This window comes from Zavarzinia compransoris, assembly GCF_003173055.1.
Classification (GTDB): domain Bacteria; phylum Pseudomonadota; class Alphaproteobacteria; order Zavarziniales; family Zavarziniaceae; genus Zavarzinia; species Zavarzinia compransoris.
Genome location: NZ_QGLF01000002.1, coordinates 416,606 through 438,543, shown reverse-complemented (window position 1 = coordinate 438,543; position 21,938 = coordinate 416,606). Strand labels below are relative to the sequence as shown.

Below are 21,938 nucleotides of genomic sequence, written 5' to 3'. Positions count from 1 at the left end.
ATAGCTCGAAAATCGTCGGTTGGGAAATTTTTGCGCCGCGCGTCGCCCCCCGGCGGAAGGCCGGGGCGCGCGGCGTCAAGGGGCGCTTATACCAGCGCCATACCCTCGGCCGAGATGTCGCGGTGGGTGTCGTCCTCGGGGCCGAGGATCATCTCGTTGTGGGCCGCGCCCGAGGGCACCATGGGGAAGCAGTTCTCCTTCTGGTCGACCCGGCAATCGACGATCACCGGGCGCTTGACCGCGACCATTTCCTTGATCGTGTCGTCCAGTTCGTCGGGCTTGTGGCAGCGGAGCCCGACGGCGCCGAAGGCTTCCGCCAGCTTCACGAAGTCCGGCAGAGCATGCATGTAGCTCTCGGAATAGCGGTTGCCGTGCAGCAGTTCCTGCCACTGGCGCACCATGCCCATGTACTGGTTGTTCAGGATGAAGATCTTCACCGGCAGCCGGTACTGGATGGCGGTCGAGACTTCCTGGATGTTCATCATGATCGAGGCTTCGCCCGCGACATCGACGACCAGGGCGTCCGGATGCGCCATCTGCACGCCGATCGCCGCCGGCAGGCCGTAGCCCATGGTGCCGAGCCCGCCCGAGGTGAGCCAGCGGTTCGGCTCCTCGAAGCCGATGAACTGGGCCGCCCACATCTGATGCTGGCCCACTTCCGTGGTGATATAGGTGTTCGGCCCCTTGGTCAGGGCATGCAGGCGCTGGATCGCATATTGCGGCTTGATGATGTCGTTCGACGGCTTGTAGCGCAGGCAGTCGCGGGCGCGCCAGTCGTCGATCTGCTTCCACCAGGCTTCCAGCGCGGTGCGGTTGGGGCGCAGCTGCTTCGACTTCCAGACCTTGATCATGTCTTCGAGGACATGGCCGCAGTCGCCGATGATCGGCAGGTCCACGCGCACGTTCTTGTTGATCGACGAGGGATCGATGTCGATGTGGATCTTCTTCGAGTTCGGCGAGAAGGCGTTCACGCGGCCGGTGATGCGATCGTCGAAACGGGCGCCGACGCAGATCATCAGGTCACAGTCGTGCATCGTGTGGTTCGCCTCGTAGGTGCCGTGCATGCCGAGCATGCCCAGCCACTGCTTGTCCGAGGCGGGATAGGCGCCGAGGCCCATCAGGGTCGAGGTGATGGGGAACCCGGTCAGGCGCACCAGTTCGCGCAGCAATTGCGACGCCTGGGGCCCCGAATTGATGACGCCGCCGCCGGTATAGAACACCGGCTTTTCCGCCGCCGCGATCATGTCGACCGCCTGGCGGATCTTGGCGAGGTCGCCCTTCAGCTGCGGGCGATAGGACTTGTGCTGGACATTGGCCGGCGGGGTATAGACGCCCGTGGTCAGCTGGATGTCCTTCGGCAGGTCGACGACGACCGGGCCCGGGCGGCCGCTGCGCGCGACATAGAAGGCTTCGTGCAGGACCCGGGCCAGGTCCTTGATGTCCTTGACCAGCCAGTTGTGCTTGGTGCAGGGGCGGGTGATGCCGACCGTATCCGCCTCCTGGAAGGCGTCGTTGCCGATCAGGTGGGTGGGCACCTGGCCGGTGATGCAGACCAGCGGGATCGAATCCATCAGCGCGTCGGTCAGGCCGGTCACCGCATTGGTGGCGCCGGGGCCGGAGGTCACCAGCAGCACGCCGACCTTGCCGGTCGAGCGGGCATAGCCTTCCGCCGCATGGGCGGCGCCGCCTTCCTGGCGGACCAGGACGTGCTTGATATCTTCCTGCTGGTAGAGCGCGTCGTAGATCGGCAGCACGGCACCGCCCGGATAGCCGAAAATCGTGTCTACGCCCTGATCGACCAGGGCCTTGAGAACGATCTCAGCACCAGTCATCACATTCTGCGCCATGACACTTGCACCTTCTTCTCGGCGGGGCGACGCCCCCTTGGGCGGCCCATAAACGGCAAAACCGCGCGGGAACGCGCGGAGCCGGCAACCTAATCGTTCAAGATTGCGTCGTCAACCCCGGTTCCCGAATTTTCCGTTCGATTTCACCGATAATTCTTTCCGTTTCTTGCGCGCCGCCCAACCAATCCCAATCCGCCATGCGCCCGCGCGCCCAGGTCATCTGCCGCTTGGCATATTGCCGGGTCTCGATCTCGGCCCGCTCGATCGCGGCGGCGAGCGGGATCTCGCCGGCGGCATGGGCGGCGAAGGGCCGCAGCCCGATCGCCTTGGCCGCCGGGGCCAGGGCATCGAGGCCGAGGGCGGCGACCGCCCGCGCCTCCTCTATAGCACCTTCCGCCGCCATCTGTTCAAGGCGAAGTCGGATCCGTTGCAGCAGCAGGGGCCGGGGCGGTGCCACCACATAGCGGGCGACGAGGCCGATGTCCGGCGCGTCCCCCGCCGTTGCCGCCTGCCAGGAGGACAACGGCCGCCCGGTGCCGGCATGAATTTCGAGGCCGCGCAGGATGCGCTGGGAATCGCCGGGCTTGAGACGCGCAGCCAGCGCCGGGTCGATGCCGGCCAGCCGCGCATGCAGGGCCGGCGCCCCCAGGGCCGCGAGTTCCGCCGCCAGCCCCTGGCGGACCGCGGGATCGACCGCGGGCAGGTCCGACAGGCCCTCGGTCAGGGCATGGAAATAAAGCCCGGTGCCGCCGACGACGACCGCCAGCCGGCCCGCCTCATGGGCGGCGGCAATTTCCGCCCGCGCCATCGAGGCCCAGCGCGCGGCGGAACAGACCTCGTCCGGCGCCAGCACGCCGTAGAGCCGGTGGGGCGCCGCGGCTTCCGCCGCCGCATCGGGGCGCGCGGTCAGGATGCGCAGCCGGCCATAGACCTGCATCGAATCCGCATTGATCACCACGCCGCCGAAATGCCGGGCCAGCGCCAGGGCAAGACCCGACTTGCCGCTTGCGGTCGGGCCGGCGATCAGTACGGTGGCGCGCAACGGTGAACTCCTGATTGATGCGATCCCGATGAACCACGTCCTGACCGTGATCGGCAACCCTGCACAGGGCCCGATCGATGACGCCGCCCTTGCCGATCTCGCCCTCGCCCTGCAACAGGCGGGCGCCGCGGTCGGAGAAGCCGACTGGCTGGCCCCGGGCGAGGCGGCGGACCTGCCCTTCGACGGCATCGCGCCGCTTGCAGCCGAGGCGATCGCCGATATCGCCCTGAGCGGCCTTGCCGTCGACCGCCTGGCGCAGGCGGTGGCGGGGCGGGCCCGGCAACTCCTGATCGCCGATATGGATTCGACCATGATCACGGTCGAATGCATCGACGAACTGGCGGATTTCGCCGGGCTGAAGGCGGAAATCGCCGCCGTCACCGAACGCGCCATGCGCGGCGAGCTGGATTTCGAGACCGCGCTCCGCGAGCGCGTCGCCCGCCTCAAGGGCCTGTCCGAAGGCGTGCTGCAAACCTGTTTCGACGAACGGGTGCGCTTCACCCCCGGCGCCCGCGCCCTGGTGCAGACCATGGCCGCGAACGGCGCCCATTGCGCCCTGGTCTCGGGCGGCTTCACCTTCTTCACGGCGCGCGTGGCGGCCCATCTCGGCTTTCACGAGAACCGCGCCAATATCCTGCATGTCGCCGGCGGGGCGCTGACCGGCACGGTGGCGGAACCGATCGTCGGCGCCAGCGCCAAGCTCGAGTCGCTGCGCGCCCTCTCCGCCCGCCTCGGCCTGCGGCCGGAGCAGAGCCTGGCGGTGGGCGACGGCGCCAACGACCTGCCGATGATCGAAGCCGCCGGCCTCGGCGTCGCCTTCCACGCCAAGCCCAAAGTGGCCGCCGCGGCGCGGGCCCGGGTCAATGTCGGCGACCTCACCGCCCTGCTTTATTTCCAGGGCTACCGCAAGGCCGACTTCATCGCCTGAATCGACCTCTCCCGGCCGGCAGGCCGGGAGAGGCAAGGCCTTCAGAGCGCGGTATCGAATTCCGCGTCGGTCTTCCCGGTGATTTCCTCGAGGGAGACGCCGTCTGCGAGTTCGATGAGGGTGAGGCCGGAGCCGCCGGTCTTGTCGACCTTGAAGACGCCGAGATCGGTGATGACGAGATCGACCACCCTGGTGCCGGTGAGGGGCAGGTCGCAAGCCTTGAGCAGCTTGGACTTGCCGCCGGCGACATGTTCCATGACGACGACGACTTTCTTGACCCCGGCGACGAGATCCATGGCGCCGCCCATGCCCTTGACCATCTTGCCCGGGATCATCCAGTTGGCGAGATCGCCGTTGGCGGCGACCTGCATGGCGCCGAGGACGGAGAGGTCGATATGGCCGCCGCGGATCATGCCGAAACTGTCGGAGGAGGAGAAGAAGCTGCTGTCGGGCAGTTCGGTGATGGTCTGCTTGCCGGCATTGATCAGGTCGGGGTCTTCCTCGCCCTCATAGGGGAAGGGCCCCATGCCGAGCATGCCGTTCTCGGACTGCAGGGTGACATGGACGCCGTCGGGGATGTAGTTGGCGACGAGGGTCGGGATGCCGATGCCGAGGTTGACGTAGAAACCGTCCTGCAGTTCCTTGGCCGCGCGGGCGGCCATCTGTTCGCGGGTCCAGGCCATGGCGGGGCTCCTCAGGCTTTCTTGCGGGTGGTGCGCTGTTCGATGCGCTTTTCGTATTGGGCGCCCTGGATGATGCGCTGGACGAAGATGCCGGGGGTATGGATGTGGTCGGGGTCGATGGTGCCGGGGGCGACCAGATGCTCGACCTCGGCGACGGTGACCTTGCCGGCGGTGGCCATCATGGGGTTGAAGTTTCGGGCGGTCTTCCGATAGACGAGGTTGCCGGCGGTATCGCCGGTATGGGCCTTGACGATGGAAAGATCGGCGACGAGGCCGGTTTCCATGACATAGGTCTCGCCGTTGAACTGGCGGAGTTCCTTGCCCTCGGCGACCAGGGTGCCGACGCCGGTCTTGGTGAAGAAGGCGGGGATGCCGGCACCGCCGGCGCGGATGCGCTCGGCGAGGGTGCCCTGGGGGTTGAATTCGAGCTGGAGTTCGCCGGAGAGATACTGCTGGGCGAAGAGCTTGTTCTCGCCGACATAGGAGGAGACCATCTTGGCGATGGCCTTGGTCTCGAGGAGGACGCCGAGGCCGAAGCCGTCGACGCCGGCATTGTTGGAGATGACGGTGAGGCCCTTGACGCCCGAGAGCCTGATGCCCTCGATCAGGGTCTCGGGAATGCCGCAGAGGCCGAAGCCCCCGGCCATGATCACCATGTCGTCGCGCAACAGCCCCGCCAGGGCCGTTACCGCGTCGGGGTAGACCTTCTTGCTCATTCTATTCGGTTCCCGTTCATCCGCCTGACGTAGGGGATTCCATCCCCCCACAGAATGCGCTGCAAAGGAAATTCGCGCAACGCGGCGAAGGTCATTGCCCCATCGGGTAATTGAGTATTGCGAAACAGCGCCAGTTGTGCTGCCTGATGGCTCGTTCTCGAGGGGGCGCTGCCCTCTCCTTTCATGGTCCTGGAGATCCCCACGATGGCTAAAACCCCCGTCCGCGTAGCGGTGACCGGCGCCGCCGGCCAGATCGCCTATTCCCTGCTGTTCCGCATCGCCAACGGCGACCTGCTGGGCAAGGACACCCCGGTCATCCTCCAGCTTCTGGACCTGCCGCAGGCGCTGAACGCCGTGAACGGCGTCGTCATGGAAATCGACGACTGCGCCTTCCCGCTGCTGGCCGGCGTCGTCATCACCGACGATCCGGAAGTGGCTTTCAAGGATGCCGACATCGCCATCCTGGTCGGCGCCCGCCCGCGTTCGAAGGGCATGGAGCGCGCCGACCTGCTGGCCGCCAATGCCGCCATCTTCAAGGTCCAGGGTGCGGCCCTGAACAAGGCGGCTTCGCGCGACGTCAAGGTCCTGGTGGTCGGCAACCCGGCCAATACCAATGCCTATATCGCCATGAAGTCGGCCCCCGACCTGCCGGCCAAGAATTTCACCGCCATGCTGCGCCTGGACCACAACCGCGCCCTGTCGCAGCTCGCGGCCAAGGCCGGCGTCGCCGTCTCGTCGCTGGAAAAGCTGGCGGTCTGGGGCAACCATTCCCCGACCATGTATGCCGACTATCGCGCCACCACCGCGAACGGCGAGTCGATCAAGGCGAAGATCAACGACGAAGCCTGGAACCGCGACACCTTCCTGCCGACCGTCGGCAAGCGCGGCGCCGCCATCATCGAAGCCCGCGGCCTGTCCTCCGCCGCCTCGGCGGCGAACGCCGCCATCGATCACGTCCGCGACTGGGTGCTCGGCACCAACGGCGGCTGGGTCTCCATGGGCGTGCCGTCGGACGGTTCCTATGGCGTGCCGGAAGGCATCATCTTCGGCGTGCCGGCGACCTGCGAGAACGGCGAATACACGGTCGTGAAGGGCATCGAGCTGGATGAATTCTCGAAGGAACGCTTCAAGATCACCCTCGACGAACTGCTCTCGGAAGCCGAAGGCGTCGCCGACCTGCTGAAGTAAGCAGCGATTTTCAAGGGCCGGAGCGAACCTCCGGCCCTTGTTGTATCTGGCCCCCCGACCTGCGTACCATGGGCGGGAGACAGGAGTGGCGCCATGGCCCAGGTGGAAAAGCTGACCATTGCCCTGACCCCGGAAATGGCGGGATCGGTCCGGCAGGCGGTGCGATCCGGCGAATATGCCTCGACCAGCGAGGTGATCCGCGAAGCCGTTCGCGAATGGCAGGAACGGCGGGCGTTGCCCGGCCTTACCGTCGAGGAACTGCGCGCCCTCGCGGAAGAGGGCCGGGACAGCGGACCGAACACCCTGGGCACCATGGCCGACATCAAGGCAGAAGCCCGTCGCCGCGCCGCCGAGCGGATAAAGGGTGCGTAAAGTCACCCTCCGCCAGCGTGCGGCGGAAGACCTGATCGACATCTGGACCTATATCGCCACGGATAAACCGGAGGCCGCAGACCGCCTGCTCGATGCGCTCGAACGGCGATGGGCGCAATTGACCCGGCACCCGAGGCTGGGCGTCGCGCGGGACGATATAATGCCCGGCCTGCGCCACCTGGTGACCGGCGCCTATATCACCCTCTACCTTGTCGACGACGGCCATATCGACATTCTGCGCGTGCTGCACGGACGGCGCCGGATCGATGCCCGCACCGTCCGCTCCTGAAAGGACCCCGCCATGAGCAAGATCGTCGTCATCACCGGGGCGGGCTCCGGCATCGGCCGGGCGGCCGCGCTGGCCTTCGCCGCCCGGGGCGACCGGGTGGTGCTGGCCGGGCGACGGGCCGAGGCGCTGGAGGAGACCCGGGCCCTGCTGGCCGATCCCGCCCTTGGCCTGGCGGTGCCCGCCGATGTGACCGACGCGGCGGCGGTCGCCGGCCTGTTCGAGGCGGCGGTGCGGGCTTTCGGGCGGGTCGACGTTCTCTTCAACAATGCCGGCGCCTTCGGGGCGGGCGGCAGCGTCGATCTGATCGATCCCGCCGCCTGGCGCCATCTGGTCGAGGTGAACCTGACCGGTTCCTTCCTTGCCGCCGCCGAAGCCTTCCGGCGCATGAAGGCGCAAGACCCCCAGGGCGGGCGCATCATCAACAACGGCTCGATCTCGGCCCATCATCCAAGGCCCTTTTCCGCCGCCTATACGGCGACGAAACATGCGATCACCGGCCTGACCAAATCGATCTCCCTCGACGGGCGCCCCTTCGGCATCACCTGCGGCCAGATCGACATCGGCAATGCCGCGACCGGCATGACCGGGCAGATGGCGGTGGGCATGCCCCAGGCCGACGGCACCATCAGGCCGGAACCCCTGATGGATGTCGCCCGGGCGGCGGAAGCCGTGGTCTTCATGGCCCATCAGCCGCCGGAGGCCGATATTTCCTTCCTGACCATCGCCGCCGCCGCCATGCCTTTCGTCGGGCGCGGCTGAGGGATCAGACCGGCTGGGCGTCGAAACTGTCGGCGCTCGCCATCTTCCAGCTGTCGGCATAGAAGCTGGAACTGACCCCGCCCTCGATCAGGGCGCCGGGGCGAAGCGCGTAATGGATCTGAGAGAACAGGCGGATCTCGGTCGCATTGACCCGCTTGGCCAGATGGTGCGGCCCGAGTTTCGAGGGATGGTCGAGGCCGGCCGCCGCCAGCATTTCGGCCAGGGCCTTCATCGTGTTGCGGTGGAAGCTGAACACCCGTTCCGCCTTGTCCGGCACCACAAGGGCTTTCTGGCGCAAGGGGTCCTGGGTGGCGACGCCGGTCGGGCAGCGGTTGGTGTGGCAGGATTGGGACTGGATGCAGCCGATCGCGAACATGAAGCCGCGCGCCGCATTCGCCCAGTCGGCGCCGAGGGCGAGCAGGCTGGCGATATCGAAGGCGGAAACGACGCGGCCCGCGGCGCCGATGCGGATCTTGTCGCGAAGGCCCGCGCCGATCAGCGTATTGTGCACGAACAGCAGGCCCTCGCGCAGCGGCACGCCCAGGTGATCGGTGAATTCGACCGGGGCCGCCCCGGTGCCGCCCTCCTTGCCGTCGACGACGATGAAGTCGGGCAGGATCCCGGTCTCCAGCATGGCCTTGACCATCCCCATGAATTCCCAGGGGTGGCCGACGCAGAGCTTGAAGCCGACCGGCTTGCCGCCCGAAAGGTCGCGCAGCCGCTCGATGAAGCGCATCAGTTCGATCGGGGTCGAGAAGGCCGAATGGCGGGCGGGCGAAACGCAGTCGCGGCCCATGGGCACGCCCCGGGTGGCGGCGATCTCGGCGCTGATCTTATGGGCGGGCAGGATGCCGCCGTGGCCGGGCTTCGCCCCCTGGCTCAGCTTGATCTCGATCATCTTCACCTGGTCGCCGGCGGCCTGGGCGGCGAATTTTTCCGGATCGAACAGGCCGTCGTCGGTGCGGCAGCCGAAATAGCCGCTGCCCAGTTCCCAGATCAGGTCGCCGCCGCCTTCCCGGTGATAGGGGCTGATGCTGCCCTCGCCCGTGTCATGGGCGAAACGGCCCTTGGCCGCCCCCTTGTTCAGGGCGCGGATGGCATTGGCGGACAGCGAGCCGAAGCTCATGGCGGAAATATTGAAGATCGAGGCCGAATAGGGCTTCCGGCACTGGGGCCCGCCGATCGCGACGCGAAAGCCGGCGGGATCGGCGGCCGCGGCCGGCAGCGCCGAATGGCTGATGAATTCATAACCGGCGCCATAGACGTCGACCAGGGTACCGAAGGCCTTCTCCCCGCCCTCGTTCTTCGCCCGGGCATAGACGAGGCTGCGCTGCGCCCGCGAGAAGGGCACCTTATCGTCATCGTCCTCGAGCAGATACTGGCGGATCTCGGGCCGGATCGCCTCCGCCATATAGCGGACATGGCCGATCACCGGGTAATTGCGCCGCACCGCATGGCGTTCCTGGCGGAGATCGTGCAGGCCGAGCAGGGACAGGCCCGCGGCGATCACCACCACCGGCCACAGCCCGGGCGCCACGCCCAGGAAGGGCAGCGGCAGGACGGCGAGGGCGATACAGGCCGCAAACACGCCATAGCGGCCTAAGGTCTTGACCTGCATGCTTATTCTTCCTCGAATCCCCGGCCGTATGGGATCACAACGGCCACCGGATGAAAAGCGCCGCCGATCGCGCCGCGCCCGGATCATGCCCGCCGCCCGGGGCGGCATGATGACAATAACGGTCCCCCCGGACAGGCCCCAACCCTTTGATCCTGCGCTTGCCGGCATGGCGAAGCGGTTTCCGTTTCGCCTGGAAATACTCTAGAATCGGCGCCATGAAGCTGGTCATCGCCATCATCAAACCCTTCAAGCTGGAACCGGTGCGCGCCGGCCTGGACGCCATCGGCATACATGGCATGACGGTCGCCGAATGCATCGGCTTCGGCCGCTCGCACGGGCATACGGAAATCTACCGCTCGGCCGAGTACCAGATCGCCTTCGTGCCGAAACTGCGCCTCGACATCGCCGTCGACGACGACAAGCTGCAGGAAACCCTGGAAGTCATCGAGCGCACCGCCCGCACCGGCAAGCTCGGCGACGGCAAGCTCTTCGTCGCCGAACTGGACGACGCCTGGCGCATCCGCACCGGCGAGCGCGGCCCGGAAGCCGTCTGATTCGCCCGGATTGGGGGGCGGTTGTTCCCGGGCGGCGGGACGTGTAGCCTCCGGGTTGTTGATTCGTTCCCGCAGTTCCCGTGAAAGGTCCGCCTCCCTGTGAAAGCTCACATGGCCCAGACCGCCGGCACCCCCTCGAACCGGCCGACCCGCCTGCTGCCCGCCGGCATCGCCCGGGCGCTCCGGGCCCGCGTGGTCGAGATTGCCGGTGTCGGTTTCTTCGCGGCCGCGACCGGGCTGGCGCTGGCGCTCGTCTCCTATACGCCGGGCGACCCCAGCCTGAATGTCGAAACCGATGCCGCGGTGCGCAATCTCCTGGGCCTGCCCGGCGCCCTGGTCGCCGACCTGCTGATCCAATGGCTGGGCATCGCCGCCGGCCTGCTGCCGCTGCTGATCGGCGCCTGGGGCTGGCGCCTGTTCTCCCACCGGGGGCTGCGGCTGTGGTGGCTGAACCTGCTGCTGGCCGTGATCGGCCTCGGCCTCGGCGCCGGGGCGGTGGACGGGCTGACGGCGCCGGCCGACTGGCCGCTGCGCAGCGGGCTGGGCGGGCTGGTCGGCAGCATCGTCGCCCCGGGGACCGAGCGGCTGCTGGCCGCCCTCGGCCTTTCGCTGTCGGGCGGCGGCCTTGCCTTCGTCCTGCTTCTGGTCACCTTGATGGTGCTGATCTCGGCCATGGGCCTCAGCCTTGGCGAATGGCGGGCGCTCGGCCGCGGGGTCGGCGCCGCCAGCCGCATCGGCAGCGGCGGCGCCCGCGTCGTGATCGACCGGGCCGGCCGGCTGTGGGCGCGGCGCAGTGCCGTGCCGGATCTTCGCCTGCGCCGCGGCGATGCGGATGCGGACGGCGTGACCGAACCGCCCCGCCGCGCCCCCGCGCCCCGCCGCGAACGGGTCGAACCGAAATTCGCCGCCCCCGATGCCGAGGGGCCGGTCAAAACCGCCCCCGTCGAGCGCCCGCGCGAAGCGGTGGTGGCGGAACCCCCGCCGCCGGCGGACGGCCGCCGCCTGGTCGAGGCGGCGAAACCGGCGAAACCGGGCAAGCGCGTGGTCGAGGAAAGCCAGGCCGCCCTCGATCTCGGCGGCGCGGAGGACCAATATCAACTGCCGCCCCTGTCGCTGCTGAAGGCCGCCCCCCGGCGCGAGGCCGAATCGGTGGACGAGGAGGCGCTGGAAGCCAATGCCCGCCTGCTCGAATCCGTGCTCGAGGATTTCGGCGTGCGCGGCCATATCGTGAAGGTGCGCCCCGGCCCGGTGGTCACGCTTTACGAACTGGAACCGGCACCGGGCACCAAATCCGCCCGGGTGATCGGCCTTGCCGACGATATCGCCCGCTCGATGAGCGCGATTTCGGCCCGCGTCTCGGTGGTGCCGGGGCGGAACGCCATCGGCATCGAACTGCCCAACGCCAAGCGCGAGACCGTCTGGCTGACCGAGATCCTGTCGTCCCAGGAATACGAGAAGACCGCCTCCGCCCTGACCCTGGCGCTCGGCAAGGATATCGGCGGCGCGCCCATCGTCGCCGACCTGGCCCGCATGCCCCACCTGCTGGTCGCCGGCACCACCGGCTCGGGCAAGTCGGTCGCGGTCAATACCATGATCCTGTCCCTGCTCTACCGGCTGCCGCCGGACCAGTGCAAGCTGATCATGGTCGATCCGAAGATGCTGGAACTCTCGGTCTACGAGGGGATTCCCCACCTGCTCGCCCCCGTGGTCACGGAGCCCGGCAAGGCGGTGGTCGCGCTGAAATGGGCGGTGCGCGAGATGGAGGACCGCTATCGCAAGATGTCGCGCCTCGGTGTCCGCAACATCGCCGGCTACAACGCCCGCATCGCCGAGGCCAAGGTCAAGGGCGAGGAATTGAAGCGCACGGTGCAGACCGGCTTCGAAGCGGCCACCGGCAAGCCGATCTTCGAGGAACAGGCGATCGCGCTGGAGCCCCTGCCCTTCATCGTCATCATCGTCGATGAATTCGCCGACCTGATGATGGTCGCCGGCAAGGATATCGAAGGCGCGATCCAGCGCCTGGCCCAGATGGCGCGGGCCGCCGGCATGCACCTGATCCTGGCGACGCAGCGGCCCTCGGTCGACGTCATCACCGGCACGATCAAAGCCAATTTCCCGACCCGGATTTCCTTCCAGGTCACCTCGAAGATCGACAGCCGCACCATTCTCGGCGAACAGGGCGCGGAACAGCTGCTCGGCCAGGGCGACATGCTCTATATGGCCGGCGGCGGCCGCATCACCCGCGTCCACGGCCCCTTCTGCTCGGACCAGGAGGTGGAGGACGTGATCGCCTTCCTGAAGGCCCAGGGCGAGCCGAACTATGTCGACGCCGTCACCGAGGAACCGGAAGGCATGGAGGCGCTGGAGGATGGCGGCGCCGGCGGCGGCACCGGCGACGACCTTTACGACCGCGCGGTCGCGGTCGTCGCGCGCGAGGGCAAGGCTTCCACCAGCTTCATCCAGCGCCATTTGCAGATCGGCTACAACCGCGCCGCCCGCATCATCGAACAGATGGAAGCCGCCGGCATCGTCGGCAAGCCGAACCATGTCGGCAAGCGCGAGGTGCTGATCAACGAGGCCGGCGAGCGGGTGCTGTAACCCCGCGCGCCGGCCTTTCTGATCGGGTATTCCGGCCGGTCAGGCGATCGCCTGATCGTCGAAGGCGAGGATGCGGGCACCGCCGCTGGCGAAATTCGCCAGGTCGCCGGCGGTGGCCTGGCCCTCGGCCGAGCCCATGGAGGCCTGAAGCGTGGCCATGTCGGCGAAATCCAGGCGCGCGACCAGATGCGCCGCCTCGCCGGCCAGCGCCGCCACCGGGCCCGTGCTGAGGGTGACACCCTTCAGGTTCGGGATCTTCGCCGCCAGCGGCACATGGATACGGTGGTAATAGTCGTCGAAATGAGCCGGGTCCTTGGGGACGCCGTAGATGACCAGAACGGATGCCATGGGTTTCCCTCCGCTTATGATGTGATGGGCGCCGGCAGTTTAAGGGTACGGCGCGACCGCCCCTATTGCCCGAAGGGATGAGCCGCCGGGCCCCTTCACCCCAGGCCCCTTTACCATAGGGAGCGGCGGCGCAAGGCCCGCCCCCCGGAAAGGCGGGGGCAAAGAAAAACCCCGCCGGGCAAGGGCGGGGTCGATCTGTCCGGAAGGGACGGGCCCGAAAGGACGGGCCGGAAGAGACAGGGACTTCAGTCCTCGCTGTCGTCCTCTTCGAAGCCGTCGTCCTCGTATTCGAGTTCGGCGATGAGGAGGACGGCCGAATCGCCCTGATCGTCCTCGATCACGTCGATGGCGCCGATTTCATAGACGTCGACTTCATCTTCGTCGAACGGCATGGCGAGGCGCAGTTCGGTATCGCCGTCGATCTTCGACAGTTCGGCAATCAGTTCGGAGACTTTCATCGCCCTGAGTCCTTATGGGTGAGAGATACGCGTATTGCCGCGACCATAGACGAGCTTTATTGCAAGTCGAGGAATTTATCTCAGGCCGCCACCGCCTTCACGATGGCATCCAGCGCCGCCTCGGCCTTGTCGCCGTCCGGGCCGCCGGCCTGGGCCATGTCGGGCCGGCCGCCGCCGCCCTTGCCGCCCACGGCCTCGACCCCGATGCGGATGAGATCGACCGCGCTGTGCCTTGCCACCAGGTCTTCGGTCACGCCGACGACCAGGGCCGCCTTGCCGTCGTTGACCGTGACGAAGGCGATGATGCCCGAGCCGATCTGCTTCTTGGTCTCGTCGACGAGGCCGCGCAGGTCCTTGGGGTTCACGCCGTCCAGCTTCTTCGCGATCACCTTGACGCCGTTGACCTCGGTCGCGGTCAGGCCGCCGCCCGAGCCGCCGCCGGTGGCGAGCTGCTTCTTCGCCTCGGCCAGTTCGCGCTCCAGGCGCTTGCGGTCTTCGAGCAGGACCGCCACCCGTTCCGGCAGTTCGGCGGGGGAAGCCTTGACCGCCGCCGCCGCCTTCTTCAGCAGCGCTTCCTCGTCGCGGAGGTGCTTCAGGGCCGCCGCCCCCGTCAGCGCCTCGATCCGGCGCACGCCGGCCGAGACCGCCGATTCAGCGACGATCTTGAAGACCGCGATGTCGCCGGTGCGGAAAACATGGGTGCCGCCGCATAATTCGGTCGAATAGGCATGGTCGAGATCGGCCCCGCCCATGGAAACGACCCGGACCTCGTCGCCGTATTTCTCGCCGAAGAGGGCCAGCGCCCCGGCCTTGATCGCCTCGTCCGGGGTCATCAGGCGGGTGGTGACGCCGCCGTTGCCGCGGATCGCCGCGTTGACGCCGTTCTCGACCGCCTCGATCTCCTCGTCCGACAGGGCCTTGGGGTGGCTGATGTCGAAGCGCAGGCGCTCCTCCGCGACCAGCGAGCCCTTCTGGGTGACATGGGCGCCCAGCACGTCGCGCAGCGCCTTGTGCAGCAGATGGGTGGCCGAGTGGTTGGCGCGCAGGCGCGAGCGCCGGCCATGGTCGACGGTCAGGTGCAGATTGTCGCCCACCTTGGCCTCAGCCCCCTCGAGGGTGCCGAGATGGATGTGCAGGCCGAGCTTCTTCGCGGTATCGGTGACGGCAATGGAATAGCCCGGGCCGCGGATCACGCCCGTATCCCCAGCCTGGCCGCCGGATTCGCCGTAGAACGGGGTCTGGTTCAGGACCAGCGCCACCCGGGTGCCGGGAGCGGCGGCGGCCACGCGCTGGCCGTCGACGACGAGGCCGACCAGCTTGCCCTCCGCTTCCTCGGTCTCATAGCCGAGGAATTCGCTGGCGCCCACCTCTTCCTTCAGCTCGTACCAGACGAGGTCGGTCGCCGCCTCGCCCGAGCCGGCCCAGGCTTTGCGCGCCTCGGCCTTCTGGTGGGCCATGGCGGTGTTGAAGCCATCGACATCGACCGCGATATCCTTGGCCCGCAGCGCATCCTGGGTCAGGTCGAGCGGGAAGCCATAGGTGTCGTAGAGCCGGAAGGCGACGTCGCCCGGCAGGGGCTGGCCGCTGCCCAGCTTCTCGACCTCGTCGTCGAGCAGCTTCAGGCCGCGCTCCAGGGTCTGCTTGAAGCGGGTCTCTTCCAGCTTCAGGGTCTCGGTGACCAGGGCTTCGGCGCGGATCAGTTCCGGATAGGCGACGCCCATCTGCTTGATCAGGGCCGGCACCAGCCGGTACATCAAGGGATCGCGGGCGCCCAGCAACTGGGCATGGCGCATGGCCCGGCGCATGATCCGGCGCAGCACGTTGCCCCGGCCCTCGTTCGACGGCATCACGCCGTCGGCGATCAGGAAGGACGAGGCGCGCAGGTGATCGGCGATCACCCGGTGGCTGGCCGCCATCGGGCCCTTGGGATCCGTATTGGTGGCATCGGCGGAGGCCGCGATCAGCGACTGGAACAGGTCGGTGTCGTAATTGTTATGCACGCCCTGAAGCACGGCGGAGACGCGCTCCAGCCCCATGCCGGTATCGATCGAGGGCTTGGGCAGGGCCACGCGCGTGCCGTCGGCCGACTGCTCGAACTGCATGAAGACGAGATTCCAGATCTCGATGAAGCGGTCGCCGTCCTGGTCGGCGCTGCCCGGCGGACCGCCCCAGATCGCCGGGCCGTGGTCGAAGAAGATTTCCGAACAGGGGCCGCAGGGCCCGGTATCGCCCATGGCCCAGAAATTGTCCGAGGTGGCGATGCGGATGATGCGGTCTTCGGGCAGGCCGGCGATCTTCTTCCACAGCGCGGCCGCCTCCTCGTCCTCGTGATAGACGGTGACCAGCAGCTTGTCCTTGGGCAGGCCGAAATCCCGGGTGATCAGGGTCCAGGCCAGCTCGATCGCGGTTTCCTTGAAATAGTCGCCGAAGGAGAAATTCCCCAGCATTTCAAAGAACGTGTGATGGCGCGCGGTATAGCCGACATTGTCGAGATCGTTGTGCTTGCCGCCGGCGCGCACGCATTTCTGCGCCGTCGCGGCGCGCAGGTAATCGCGCTTTTCCTTGCCGGTGAAGATGTCCTTGAACTGGACCATGCCGGCGTTGGTGAACATGAGGGTGGGATCATTGGCCGGCACCAGCGGGCTGGAGGCGACATGCCTGTGCCCGGCCTTCACGAAAAAGTCGGTGAAGGTGGAGCGGATCTCGTTGATGCTCTTCATGATCCCTTAAACCGCGCAAAAACCCTATTGATCAGGCTTTATTAGCCTTACCCGGTGACGGAAGTCCACCGGTCTAAGGGATCGGGGCGGTCAGGCCGACCGGATATTTGACGTAGAACAGGGTGACTTCGTCGTCGACCTCATAGGTCAGCGGCGTTTCCTTGGGAAAGAACAGCACGTCGCCCGGGCCCGCCTCATGCACCGCGCCGTCCGAAACCACCCGCATGGCACCGGCCAGAACGATCACCACCTCGTCGAAGGGCAGCGACCAGGGCGCGCTGAGACGGCGGTAGGTGACCACCCCCGCGCCCATGGTCGAACTGACCTCGGGGCCGATCAGCTTGGCGATCTCGGCATTGTCGATATAGGGCGCGAAAGCCCGGCTCCCGGCCGGAAAGCAGCGGACGCCGGCCATCTCACACCCCGTCCATCATCTGCGCCACCAGGCTCTGGACATGGTGGAGCGGCGCCTCCAGCGCCGGGGTGAAGCAGCCGCCCTCGAAGGCGCGCGACACCCGGCCCCGGTGCAGGCGCTCGACGATGGCGATGTCCTGCCGGTTCAATTCGGCCCAGAGGGCCAGCACTTCGGCGCGGCGGGCGGCATGGGCCGCGTCCGTCGCCGCCTCGCCCACGAAATAGAAATCCAGCCGCTCGTGGGAATGGCCGGCATCGATCGGGGTGACGGTCACGGTGAAATAATGATCCGGCATCAGGAAGATCAGCGTATTCGGAAAAAGCGCGAGGAATTCCCCGGTGCGCGCCAGCGCCGCCGGCAGGCCGGGGAAGCGCGGCAGGATCTCCGGCGCCCCGTCCCGAGCCGCGGTGCGGTTGCCGGTGCCGACCACCATGCCGTCGATGACGTCGTAATGGTCTTCCGCCTTGGAATATTCATTCACCTGGGGGTGGATGAAGGGCAGGTGGTAGGTGTCGCAGAAATTCTCGACCAGCAGTTTCCAATTGGCGGCGACGGTGAAATCCAGCCGGGCGCCATGGCGCAGGGCACCGAAGTCATAGGCCTGCCAGCGTGCCGCCAGCGGTGCGGCATGGCCCGCAAAATCCGGCGCCTCGCCCGAGAGATCGAGCAGGATCAGGTCGTGCCAGCGGGCGAGCCGCACCGGCCGGAGCCCATGGCGGCCCGGCTCGAAGCCGTCGAGCGCGTGGCAATCGATGCCGCCGAAATGCGGCGTCGCCCGCAGCCGGCCTTCCAGGTCGAAGGCCCAGGCATGATAGGGGCAGCGCAGCAGGCGCTGGTTGCCCGCCTCCTCGACCAATTGCAGGCCGCGGTGGGTGCAGACGTTGTGAAAGGCCCGGATCGCGCCGTCCTGGCCGTGGACGAGCAGCACCGGCTGGCCGGCCACCGTCAGGGGCAGAAGGTCGCCCGGCCGCGTCAGGTCGCTCGCGGTTGCGACGGCGACCCAGGTGCGGGCCAGCAGCCGTTCCCGCTCGCGGGCGAAGAAGCCCTCGTCGGTATAGGCTTCGGACGGCAGGCCGATCGCCTGGACCAGGGGGCGCTGCAAGTCGCGCAGCAGGGTCTGACGCATGCGATACTCCCTAAGCCAGGGCGGGCATGATGACGAACAGGGCGCTCGCCCCCTCCGTCATCGAGGCATTGTCGAACGTATGGGGGCGCTTCGGCTCGTAGGTCAGGGTGTCGCCGGCGGCGAGGCGGTATTGCTCGTCCTCGAAGCGGATGGCGACGGCCCCCGAAAGGACCAGGACGAAGACCTCGGCCGCGCGCAGGCTGTAGAAATCCTCGCCGCCGCCGGCGCCCGGCGCCATCTCGGACAATACGGCCTGGAAGCGGTTGGTGCCCTTCGGCGAGATCAGAAAGTCCTGAAGCCCGGCACCGCCGAATTCGATCGGCCGGCGGTCGGCGACGCGCACCACCGCCTCCGCGCTCTGGTCGAACAGGCTGCCGACCGAAAGCCGCAGCACGTCGCAGATCGTCAGCAGCGAGGCGACGGAAGGCGAGGTCTGGTCCCGCTCCACCGCCGAGATGAAGCCCTTGGTCAGGCCCGACGCTTCCGCCACTTCGTCCAGGGTCAGGCCCAATTCGTGGCGGCGGTGGCGGAGGCGCTGCCCGATCAGGGCGCGATGCTTGCCCGGCTTTCCGGCGTCGATGCTCATGACGGTCCCTTTCGGTGCGGAAGTATTCTATAGGTATATTTTATCTTCCGTAAAGCGACATCCGCGCCCGCCGGCCGCTGAAAATCCCACTCGTTTGGACGGTTGGCCCGGGCGCCCCCCTGTGTATAGTCCCGCCACCAAAAGGTGGAGGAGAGCATGGTGAACCCAGTCTATGTGGTTGCGGGCGTGCGCACCGCGATCGGCACCTTCGGCGGCGCCCTGAAGGACAAGAGCCCGGGCGAACTGGGCACGGCGGTGACGGTCGAGGCGCTGAAGCGTGCCGGCGTCGCCCCGGCCGAGGTCGGCCATGTCGTCTTCGGCCAGGTGATCCAGACCGAGCCGGCGGACATGTATCTGGCGCGCGTCGCCGGCATCAAGGCGGGCATTCCGGTGGAAACCCCGGCCTTCACCCTGAACCGGCTGTGCGGCTCGGGCGTGCAGGCGGTCATCTCCGCCGCCCAGGGCATCGCCCTTGGCGACTACGAGATCGCGGTCGCCGGCGGCGCCGAGGTCATGACCCGGGCCCCGCACCAGGTTTCGGGCGCCCGCTTCGGCACCAAGATGGGCGACACGCCACTGCGCGACATGCTGTCGGGCGCGCTGACCGATCCGTTCAACAATATCCTGATGGGCATCACCGCCGAGAATGTCGCCGAGCGCCACGGCATCGACCGCGCGGCCCAGGATGCGCTCGCCCTCGAGTCCCATCGCCGCGCCGCCCGCGCCGTGGCGGAGGGGTATTTCAAGGACCAGATCCTGCCGGTCGAGGTGAAGGTGAAGGGCAAGCCGGCGGTCTTCGACACCGACGAGCATTTCCGCACCGACGCCAAGGCCGAGGATTTCACCGGCCTCCGCCCCGTGTTCCGCAAGGACGGCACGGTCACCGCCGGCAATGCTTCCGGCATCAATGACGGCGCGGCCGCCGTCGTCCTCGCCGGCGAGGATGCGGTGAAGCGCCAGGGCTTGAAGCCACTGGCCCGCCTCGTCGGCTATGCCCATGCCGGAGTCGAGCCCACCCTGATGGGCATCGGCCCGGTGCCCGCGACCCGCGCGGCCCTGGCCCGGGCCGGGCTGTCGGTCGGCGATCTCGACATCATCGAATCGAACGAAGCCTTCGCCGCCCAGGCCTGCGCGGTGACCAAGGAACTCGGCCTCGATCCGGCCAAGGTGAACCCCAATGGCTCGGGCATCGCGCTCGGCCATCCGGTCGGCGCCACCGGCGTCATCAACACGATCAAGACGATCTACGAACTGCACCGCACCGGCGGGCGCTACGGCCTCGTCACCATGTGCATCGGCGGCGGCCAGGGCATCGCCGCGATCTTCGAGCGCGTGTGAATTCGGGGGCGGGGCCTTTGCCCCGCCCCATAGACCAAGGCCCGGGTTGCGGCGCGCCGTTCCCGGTCCTACATCTGTTTCCAGAAGAACTTGAACGGGGTGACAGCCCGCAGTCCCAGGAAACGGCCCCTTGCTGATTGCGTTCCTTACCGACATCCACAGCAACCGCGAGGCCTTGTCCGCGGTGCTGGCCCATATTGCCGCGCGGCCGCGGCCGGTGGACCGCCATGTCTTCCTCGGCGATTACGTCGGCTATGGTGCCGATCCGCAATGGGTGGTCGAGACCGTCGCCGGCATGGTGGCGAAGGGCGCGATCGCGATCCGGGGCAATCATGACGTCGCCGCCATCGGCGCCTCTCACGGCATGAACCCGGCGGCGGCCAGCGCCATCGAATGGACCAGCCGCCAGTTGGACAAGCCGGCGCTGAAATTCCTCGAACAGCTGCCGCTGACCGTGGTCGACGACGACCGGCTCTATGTCCATGCCGATGCCTCCGAGCCGGACCGCTGGCTCTATGTCACCGACGGCGAGGCGGCCCGCCGCAGCCTGGAAGCGGCGGAGACGCGGCTGGTCTTTTCCGGCCATGTCCATGTCCCCGGGATCTACGGCCTGTCCAGCTTCGGCAAGCTGACGCCGTTCAAGCCGACGCCGGGGGTGGCCGTCCCCCTTCTCGCCCAGCGGCGCTGGCTGGGGCTGGTCGGCTCGGTCGGGCAGCCGCGCGACGGCGATCCCGCCGCCGCCTATGCCACCTACGACACCTATTCGGCCGAGATCACCTTCTACCGCGTGCCCTATGACGCCCATAAGGCGGCGGACAAGATCCTGCGGGCCGGCCTGCCCCCGGGATTGGCCAGCCGCCTGCTCGTCGGGCGCTGACCGCCGTGCCGGCCCCCAAGGTCGAGCCCGGCGCCGTCATCGACGGCTATGCCATCGACAGCCAGATCCACCGGGGCGGCATGGCCACCCTCTGGGCACTGAAGACGCCCGCCGGCGCCATGCCCCTGATCATGAAGGTGCCGCGCCTCGCCGAAGGCGAGGACCCGGCCGCCATCGTCGGCTTCGAGATGGAGCAGATGATCCTGCCCCGCCTCGCCGGGCCCCATGTGCCGCGCTTCGTCGCCGCCGGGGATTTCCGCACCCTGCCCTATATCGTCATGGAATGGATCCAGGGCCGAAGCCTGCACGCCCGCCTGCCCGACCTGCCGCTGCCGCCCGCCGAGGTGGCGGAGATCGGCGCCCGGGCCGCGGTCGCCCTCGATGCCCTGCACCGCCAGCAGGTGGTCCATCTCGACGTCAAGCCGTCGAACATCATGGTCCGGCCGGGCGGCGACATGGCGCTGATCGATTTCGGCCTGTCGCACCACCTGCAACTGCCCGACCTGCTGGACGAGGAATTCCGTCTGCCCTATGGCACCGCGCCCTATATGGCGCCGGAACAGGTGCTGGGGCAGCGCGCCGAACCGCGCAGCGATCTCTTCGCGCTCGGCTCCCTGATGTATTTCTTCGTCACGGGAACAAGGCCCTTCGGCGATCCCCAGACCCTGAAGGGCCTGAAGAAACGCCTGTGGCGCGATCCGGTGCCGCCCCGGCGGCTGCGCCCGGACTGTCCGCCCTGGCTACAGGAGATCATCCTCCGCTGCCTCGAAGTCGATCCCGAGAACCGCCACCCGACCGCGGCCCAGCTCGCCTTGGACCTGCGCACGCCGGAACAGGTGCCCCTGACCGCCCGCGCCGAGCGCCGCGACCAGGACGGTTTCATCGCCACCTTCAAGCGCCGCCTCGACGTCGACGCCATCCTGACCGTGAACAAGCGGGCAGGCAGCGCCACCGCCCCCATCATCATGGCGGCGATCGATTTCGACACATTGGGCGACGAGGCCGCCGACGCCATGCGCGACATGATCCGGCAATTGATGGTGTCGATGCCGCGGGCCCGGCTCGCCTGCGTCAATGTCCTGAAGCTGCGCCGCATCGGCCTCGACTCGACCCTGGACGAGGACGGCGACCACAAGCACCTGCAGCGCCTCATCGAATTGCGCCACTGGGCCCGGCCGCTCGGCCTGGCCGAGGGCAGCGTGACCTTCCATGTCCTCGAAGCGACCAAGCCCGCCGACGCCATCCTCGACTATGCCCGCGCCAATGGCATCGACCATATCGTCATGGGCGCCCGCGAACGCTCGACCATGCGCAGCCTGCTCGGCTCGGTCTCGGGCGAGGTGGCGGCGGAGGCGCCCTGCACCGTGACCGTGGTCAGGGCACGCAAGGACCCGGCCGAATAAAACTATTATTTAATGTGTTATTATATTTTCATCATGTATTTTCAGTTATTGACTCAGATCATTCCATGAAACC

21 protein-coding genes are annotated in these 21,938 nt (G+C 67.7%); 10 read left to right on the top strand and 11 right to left on the bottom strand.

Annotated elements, in window-relative coordinates:
- Positions 1-86 precede the first annotated feature (86 nt).
- On the bottom strand, positions 87-1,847 hold the full coding sequence (locus DKG75_RS07895) for an acetolactate synthase 3 large subunit (protein ID WP_109920541.1): 1,761 nt from the start codon (positions 1,845-1,847) through the stop codon (positions 87-89).
- A 97-nt stretch (positions 1,848-1,944) separates the two neighbouring features.
- Positions 1,945-2,889, bottom strand: coding sequence for a tRNA (adenosine(37)-N6)-dimethylallyltransferase MiaA (miaA, locus tag DKG75_RS07890; protein ID WP_109920540.1), 945 nt, complete (start codon positions 2,887-2,889; stop codon positions 1,945-1,947).
- A 28-nt stretch (positions 2,890-2,917) separates the two neighbouring features.
- On the opposite strand from miaA, the gene serB reads away from it, so the two are divergent.
- The gene (serB, locus tag DKG75_RS07885) at positions 2,918-3,817 is read left to right on the top strand and encodes a phosphoserine phosphatase SerB (RefSeq protein WP_109920539.1); all 900 of its coding nucleotides are present in this window, start codon (positions 2,918-2,920) and stop codon (positions 3,815-3,817) included.
- Between the two features lie 41 nt (positions 3,818-3,858).
- Here the strand turns inward: serB and DKG75_RS07880 are convergent, their stop codons facing one another.
- Together DKG75_RS07880 and DKG75_RS07875 are read right to left on the bottom strand one after the other, a co-directional pair.
- Positions 3,859-4,500 carry a 3-oxoacid CoA-transferase subunit B gene (locus DKG75_RS07880; protein WP_109920538.1) on the bottom strand — a complete coding sequence of 214 codons (642 nt, stop codon included), beginning with the start codon at positions 4,498-4,500 and terminating at the stop codon, positions 3,859-3,861.
- Positions 4,501-4,511: 11 nt separating this feature from the next.
- Positions 4,512-5,216 carry a CoA transferase subunit A gene (locus tag DKG75_RS07875; RefSeq protein WP_109920537.1) on the bottom strand — a complete coding sequence of 235 codons (705 nt, stop codon included), beginning with the start codon at positions 5,214-5,216 and terminating at the stop codon, positions 4,512-4,514.
- Positions 5,217-5,420: 204 nt separating this feature from the next.
- Here DKG75_RS07875 and DKG75_RS07870 point away from each other — a divergent pair, with 204 nt between their 5' ends.
- From DKG75_RS07870 to DKG75_RS07855, 4 genes are all read left to right on the top strand, one after another.
- Positions 5,421-6,404, top strand: a complete 984-nt coding sequence (locus tag DKG75_RS07870) for a malate dehydrogenase (RefSeq protein ID WP_109920536.1) — start codon at positions 5,421-5,423, stop codon at positions 6,402-6,404.
- 93 nt (positions 6,405-6,497) lie between these two features.
- A complete protein-coding gene (locus DKG75_RS07865) occupies positions 6,498-6,776 on the top strand; it encodes a type II toxin-antitoxin system ParD family antitoxin (RefSeq protein ID WP_109920535.1) in 279 nt (92 codons plus the stop codon).
- The gene (locus tag DKG75_RS07860; RefSeq protein ID WP_109920534.1) at positions 6,769-7,065 is read left to right on the top strand and encodes a type II toxin-antitoxin system RelE/ParE family toxin; all 297 of its coding nucleotides are present in this window, start codon (positions 6,769-6,771) and stop codon (positions 7,063-7,065) included. The genes DKG75_RS07865 and DKG75_RS07860 overlap by 8 nt, the downstream gene beginning before the upstream one ends.
- A 12-nt stretch (positions 7,066-7,077) precedes the next feature.
- Complete coding sequence (locus DKG75_RS07855) at positions 7,078-7,824, top strand: SDR family oxidoreductase (RefSeq protein ID WP_109920533.1); 747 nt, start codon at positions 7,078-7,080, stop codon at positions 7,822-7,824.
- Positions 7,825-7,828: 4 nt separating this feature from the next.
- Here the strand turns inward: DKG75_RS07855 and DKG75_RS07850 are convergent, their stop codons facing one another.
- Complete coding sequence (locus DKG75_RS07850; protein WP_109920532.1) at positions 7,829-9,442, bottom strand: FMN-binding glutamate synthase family protein; 1,614 nt, start codon at positions 9,440-9,442, stop codon at positions 7,829-7,831.
- Positions 9,443-9,657: 215 nt separating this feature from the next.
- On the opposite strand from DKG75_RS07850, the gene DKG75_RS07845 reads away from it, so the two are divergent.
- On the top strand, positions 9,658-9,996 hold the full coding sequence (locus DKG75_RS07845) for a P-II family nitrogen regulator (RefSeq protein WP_109920531.1): 339 nt from the start codon (positions 9,658-9,660) through the stop codon (positions 9,994-9,996).
- A 111-nt stretch (positions 9,997-10,107) separates the two neighbouring features.
- A complete protein-coding gene (locus DKG75_RS07840) occupies positions 10,108-12,594 on the top strand; it encodes an FtsK/SpoIIIE family DNA translocase (RefSeq protein ID WP_109920530.1) in 2,487 nt (828 codons plus the stop codon).
- A gap of 39 nt (positions 12,595-12,633) precedes the next feature.
- Here DKG75_RS07840 and DKG75_RS07835 read toward each other — a convergent pair whose 3' ends face one another.
- The 6 genes from DKG75_RS07835 to DKG75_RS07810 all read right to left on the bottom strand — a co-directional run bounded on the left by DKG75_RS07835 (position 12,634) and on the right by DKG75_RS07810 (position 18,247).
- Positions 12,634-12,942 carry an EthD family reductase gene (locus DKG75_RS07835; protein WP_109920529.1) on the bottom strand — a complete coding sequence of 103 codons (309 nt, stop codon included), beginning with the start codon at positions 12,940-12,942 and terminating at the stop codon, positions 12,634-12,636.
- 245 nt (positions 12,943-13,187) lie between these two features.
- Positions 13,188-13,400, bottom strand: a complete 213-nt coding sequence (locus DKG75_RS07830; RefSeq protein WP_109920528.1) for a hypothetical protein — start codon at positions 13,398-13,400, stop codon at positions 13,188-13,190.
- An 80-nt stretch (positions 13,401-13,480) separates the two neighbouring features.
- Complete coding sequence (gene alaS / locus DKG75_RS07825) at positions 13,481-16,120, bottom strand: alanine--tRNA ligase (protein WP_109920527.1); 2,640 nt, start codon at positions 16,118-16,120, stop codon at positions 13,481-13,483.
- A gap of 73 nt (positions 16,121-16,193) precedes the next feature.
- Positions 16,194-16,535 (bottom strand): AraC family ligand binding domain-containing protein, encoded by a 342-nt coding sequence (locus tag DKG75_RS07820; protein WP_109920526.1) that lies wholly within the window; start codon positions 16,533-16,535, stop codon positions 16,194-16,196.
- Between the two features lies 1 nt (position 16,536).
- Positions 16,537-17,661 carry an aromatic ring-hydroxylating oxygenase subunit alpha gene (locus DKG75_RS07815; RefSeq protein WP_109920525.1) on the bottom strand — a complete coding sequence of 375 codons (1,125 nt, stop codon included), beginning with the start codon at positions 17,659-17,661 and terminating at the stop codon, positions 16,537-16,539.
- A gap of 10 nt (positions 17,662-17,671) precedes the next feature.
- Positions 17,672-18,247 carry a helix-turn-helix domain-containing protein gene (locus DKG75_RS07810; RefSeq protein ID WP_109920524.1) on the bottom strand — a complete coding sequence of 192 codons (576 nt, stop codon included), beginning with the start codon at positions 18,245-18,247 and terminating at the stop codon, positions 17,672-17,674.
- Between the two features lie 156 nt (positions 18,248-18,403).
- Here DKG75_RS07810 and DKG75_RS07805 point away from each other — a divergent pair, with 156 nt between their 5' ends.
- From DKG75_RS07805 to DKG75_RS07795, 3 genes are all read left to right on the top strand, one after another.
- Positions 18,404-19,585: an acetyl-CoA C-acyltransferase family protein gene (locus tag DKG75_RS07805; RefSeq protein WP_109920523.1), complete on the top strand. Its 1,182-nt coding sequence runs from the start codon at positions 18,404-18,406 to the stop codon at positions 19,583-19,585.
- Positions 19,586-19,715: 130 nt separating this feature from the next.
- Positions 19,716-20,462 (top strand): metallophosphoesterase family protein, encoded by a 747-nt coding sequence (locus tag DKG75_RS07800; RefSeq protein WP_109920522.1) that lies wholly within the window; start codon positions 19,716-19,718, stop codon positions 20,460-20,462.
- Positions 20,463-20,467: 5 nt separating this feature from the next.
- Positions 20,468-21,865, top strand: a complete 1,398-nt coding sequence (locus tag DKG75_RS07795) for a bifunctional serine/threonine-protein kinase/universal stress protein (protein ID WP_109920521.1) — start codon at positions 20,468-20,470, stop codon at positions 21,863-21,865.
- The last annotated feature ends 73 nt before the right edge of the window (positions 21,866-21,938 follow it).

Coding starts and splice junctions, on each gene's coding strand:
- DKG75_RS07830 (WP_109920528.1), bottom strand. CDS start 13,400: ATGAAAGTCTCCGAACTGATTGCCGAACTGTCGAAGATCGACGGCGAT.
- DKG75_RS07865 (WP_109920535.1), top strand. CDS start 6,498: ATGGCCCAGGTGGAAAAGCTGACCATTGCCCTGACCCCGGAAATGGCG.
- DKG75_RS07895 (WP_109920541.1), bottom strand. CDS start 1,847: ATGGCGCAGAATGTGATGACTGGTGCTGAGATCGTTCTCAAGGCCCTG.
- DKG75_RS07855 (WP_109920533.1), top strand. CDS start 7,078: ATGAGCAAGATCGTCGTCATCACCGGGGCGGGCTCCGGCATCGGCCGG.
- DKG75_RS07880 (WP_109920538.1), bottom strand. CDS start 4,500: ATGGCCTGGACCCGCGAACAGATGGCCGCCCGCGCGGCCAAGGAACTG.
- DKG75_RS07875 (WP_109920537.1), bottom strand. CDS start 5,216: ATGAGCAAGAAGGTCTACCCCGACGCGGTAACGGCCCTGGCGGGGCTG.
- DKG75_RS07815 (WP_109920525.1), bottom strand. CDS start 17,661: ATGCGTCAGACCCTGCTGCGCGACTTGCAGCGCCCCCTGGTCCAGGCG.
- DKG75_RS07805 (WP_109920523.1), top strand. CDS start 18,404: ATGGTGAACCCAGTCTATGTGGTTGCGGGCGTGCGCACCGCGATCGGC.
- DKG75_RS07845 (WP_109920531.1), top strand. CDS start 9,658: ATGAAGCTGGTCATCGCCATCATCAAACCCTTCAAGCTGGAACCGGTG.
- serB (WP_109920539.1), top strand. CDS start 2,918: ATGAACCACGTCCTGACCGTGATCGGCAACCCTGCACAGGGCCCGATC.
- DKG75_RS07810 (WP_109920524.1), bottom strand. CDS start 18,247: ATGAGCATCGACGCCGGAAAGCCGGGCAAGCATCGCGCCCTGATCGGG.
- DKG75_RS07835 (WP_109920529.1), bottom strand. CDS start 12,942: ATGGCATCCGTTCTGGTCATCTACGGCGTCCCCAAGGACCCGGCTCAT.
- DKG75_RS07840 (WP_109920530.1), top strand. CDS start 10,108: ATGGCCCAGACCGCCGGCACCCCCTCGAACCGGCCGACCCGCCTGCTG.
- DKG75_RS07820 (WP_109920526.1), bottom strand. CDS start 16,535: ATGGCCGGCGTCCGCTGCTTTCCGGCCGGGAGCCGGGCTTTCGCGCCC.
- alaS (WP_109920527.1), bottom strand. CDS start 16,120: ATGAAGAGCATCAACGAGATCCGCTCCACCTTCACCGACTTTTTCGTG.
- DKG75_RS07870 (WP_109920536.1), top strand. CDS start 5,421: ATGGCTAAAACCCCCGTCCGCGTAGCGGTGACCGGCGCCGCCGGCCAG.
- DKG75_RS07850 (WP_109920532.1), bottom strand. CDS start 9,442: ATGCAGGTCAAGACCTTAGGCCGCTATGGCGTGTTTGCGGCCTGTATC.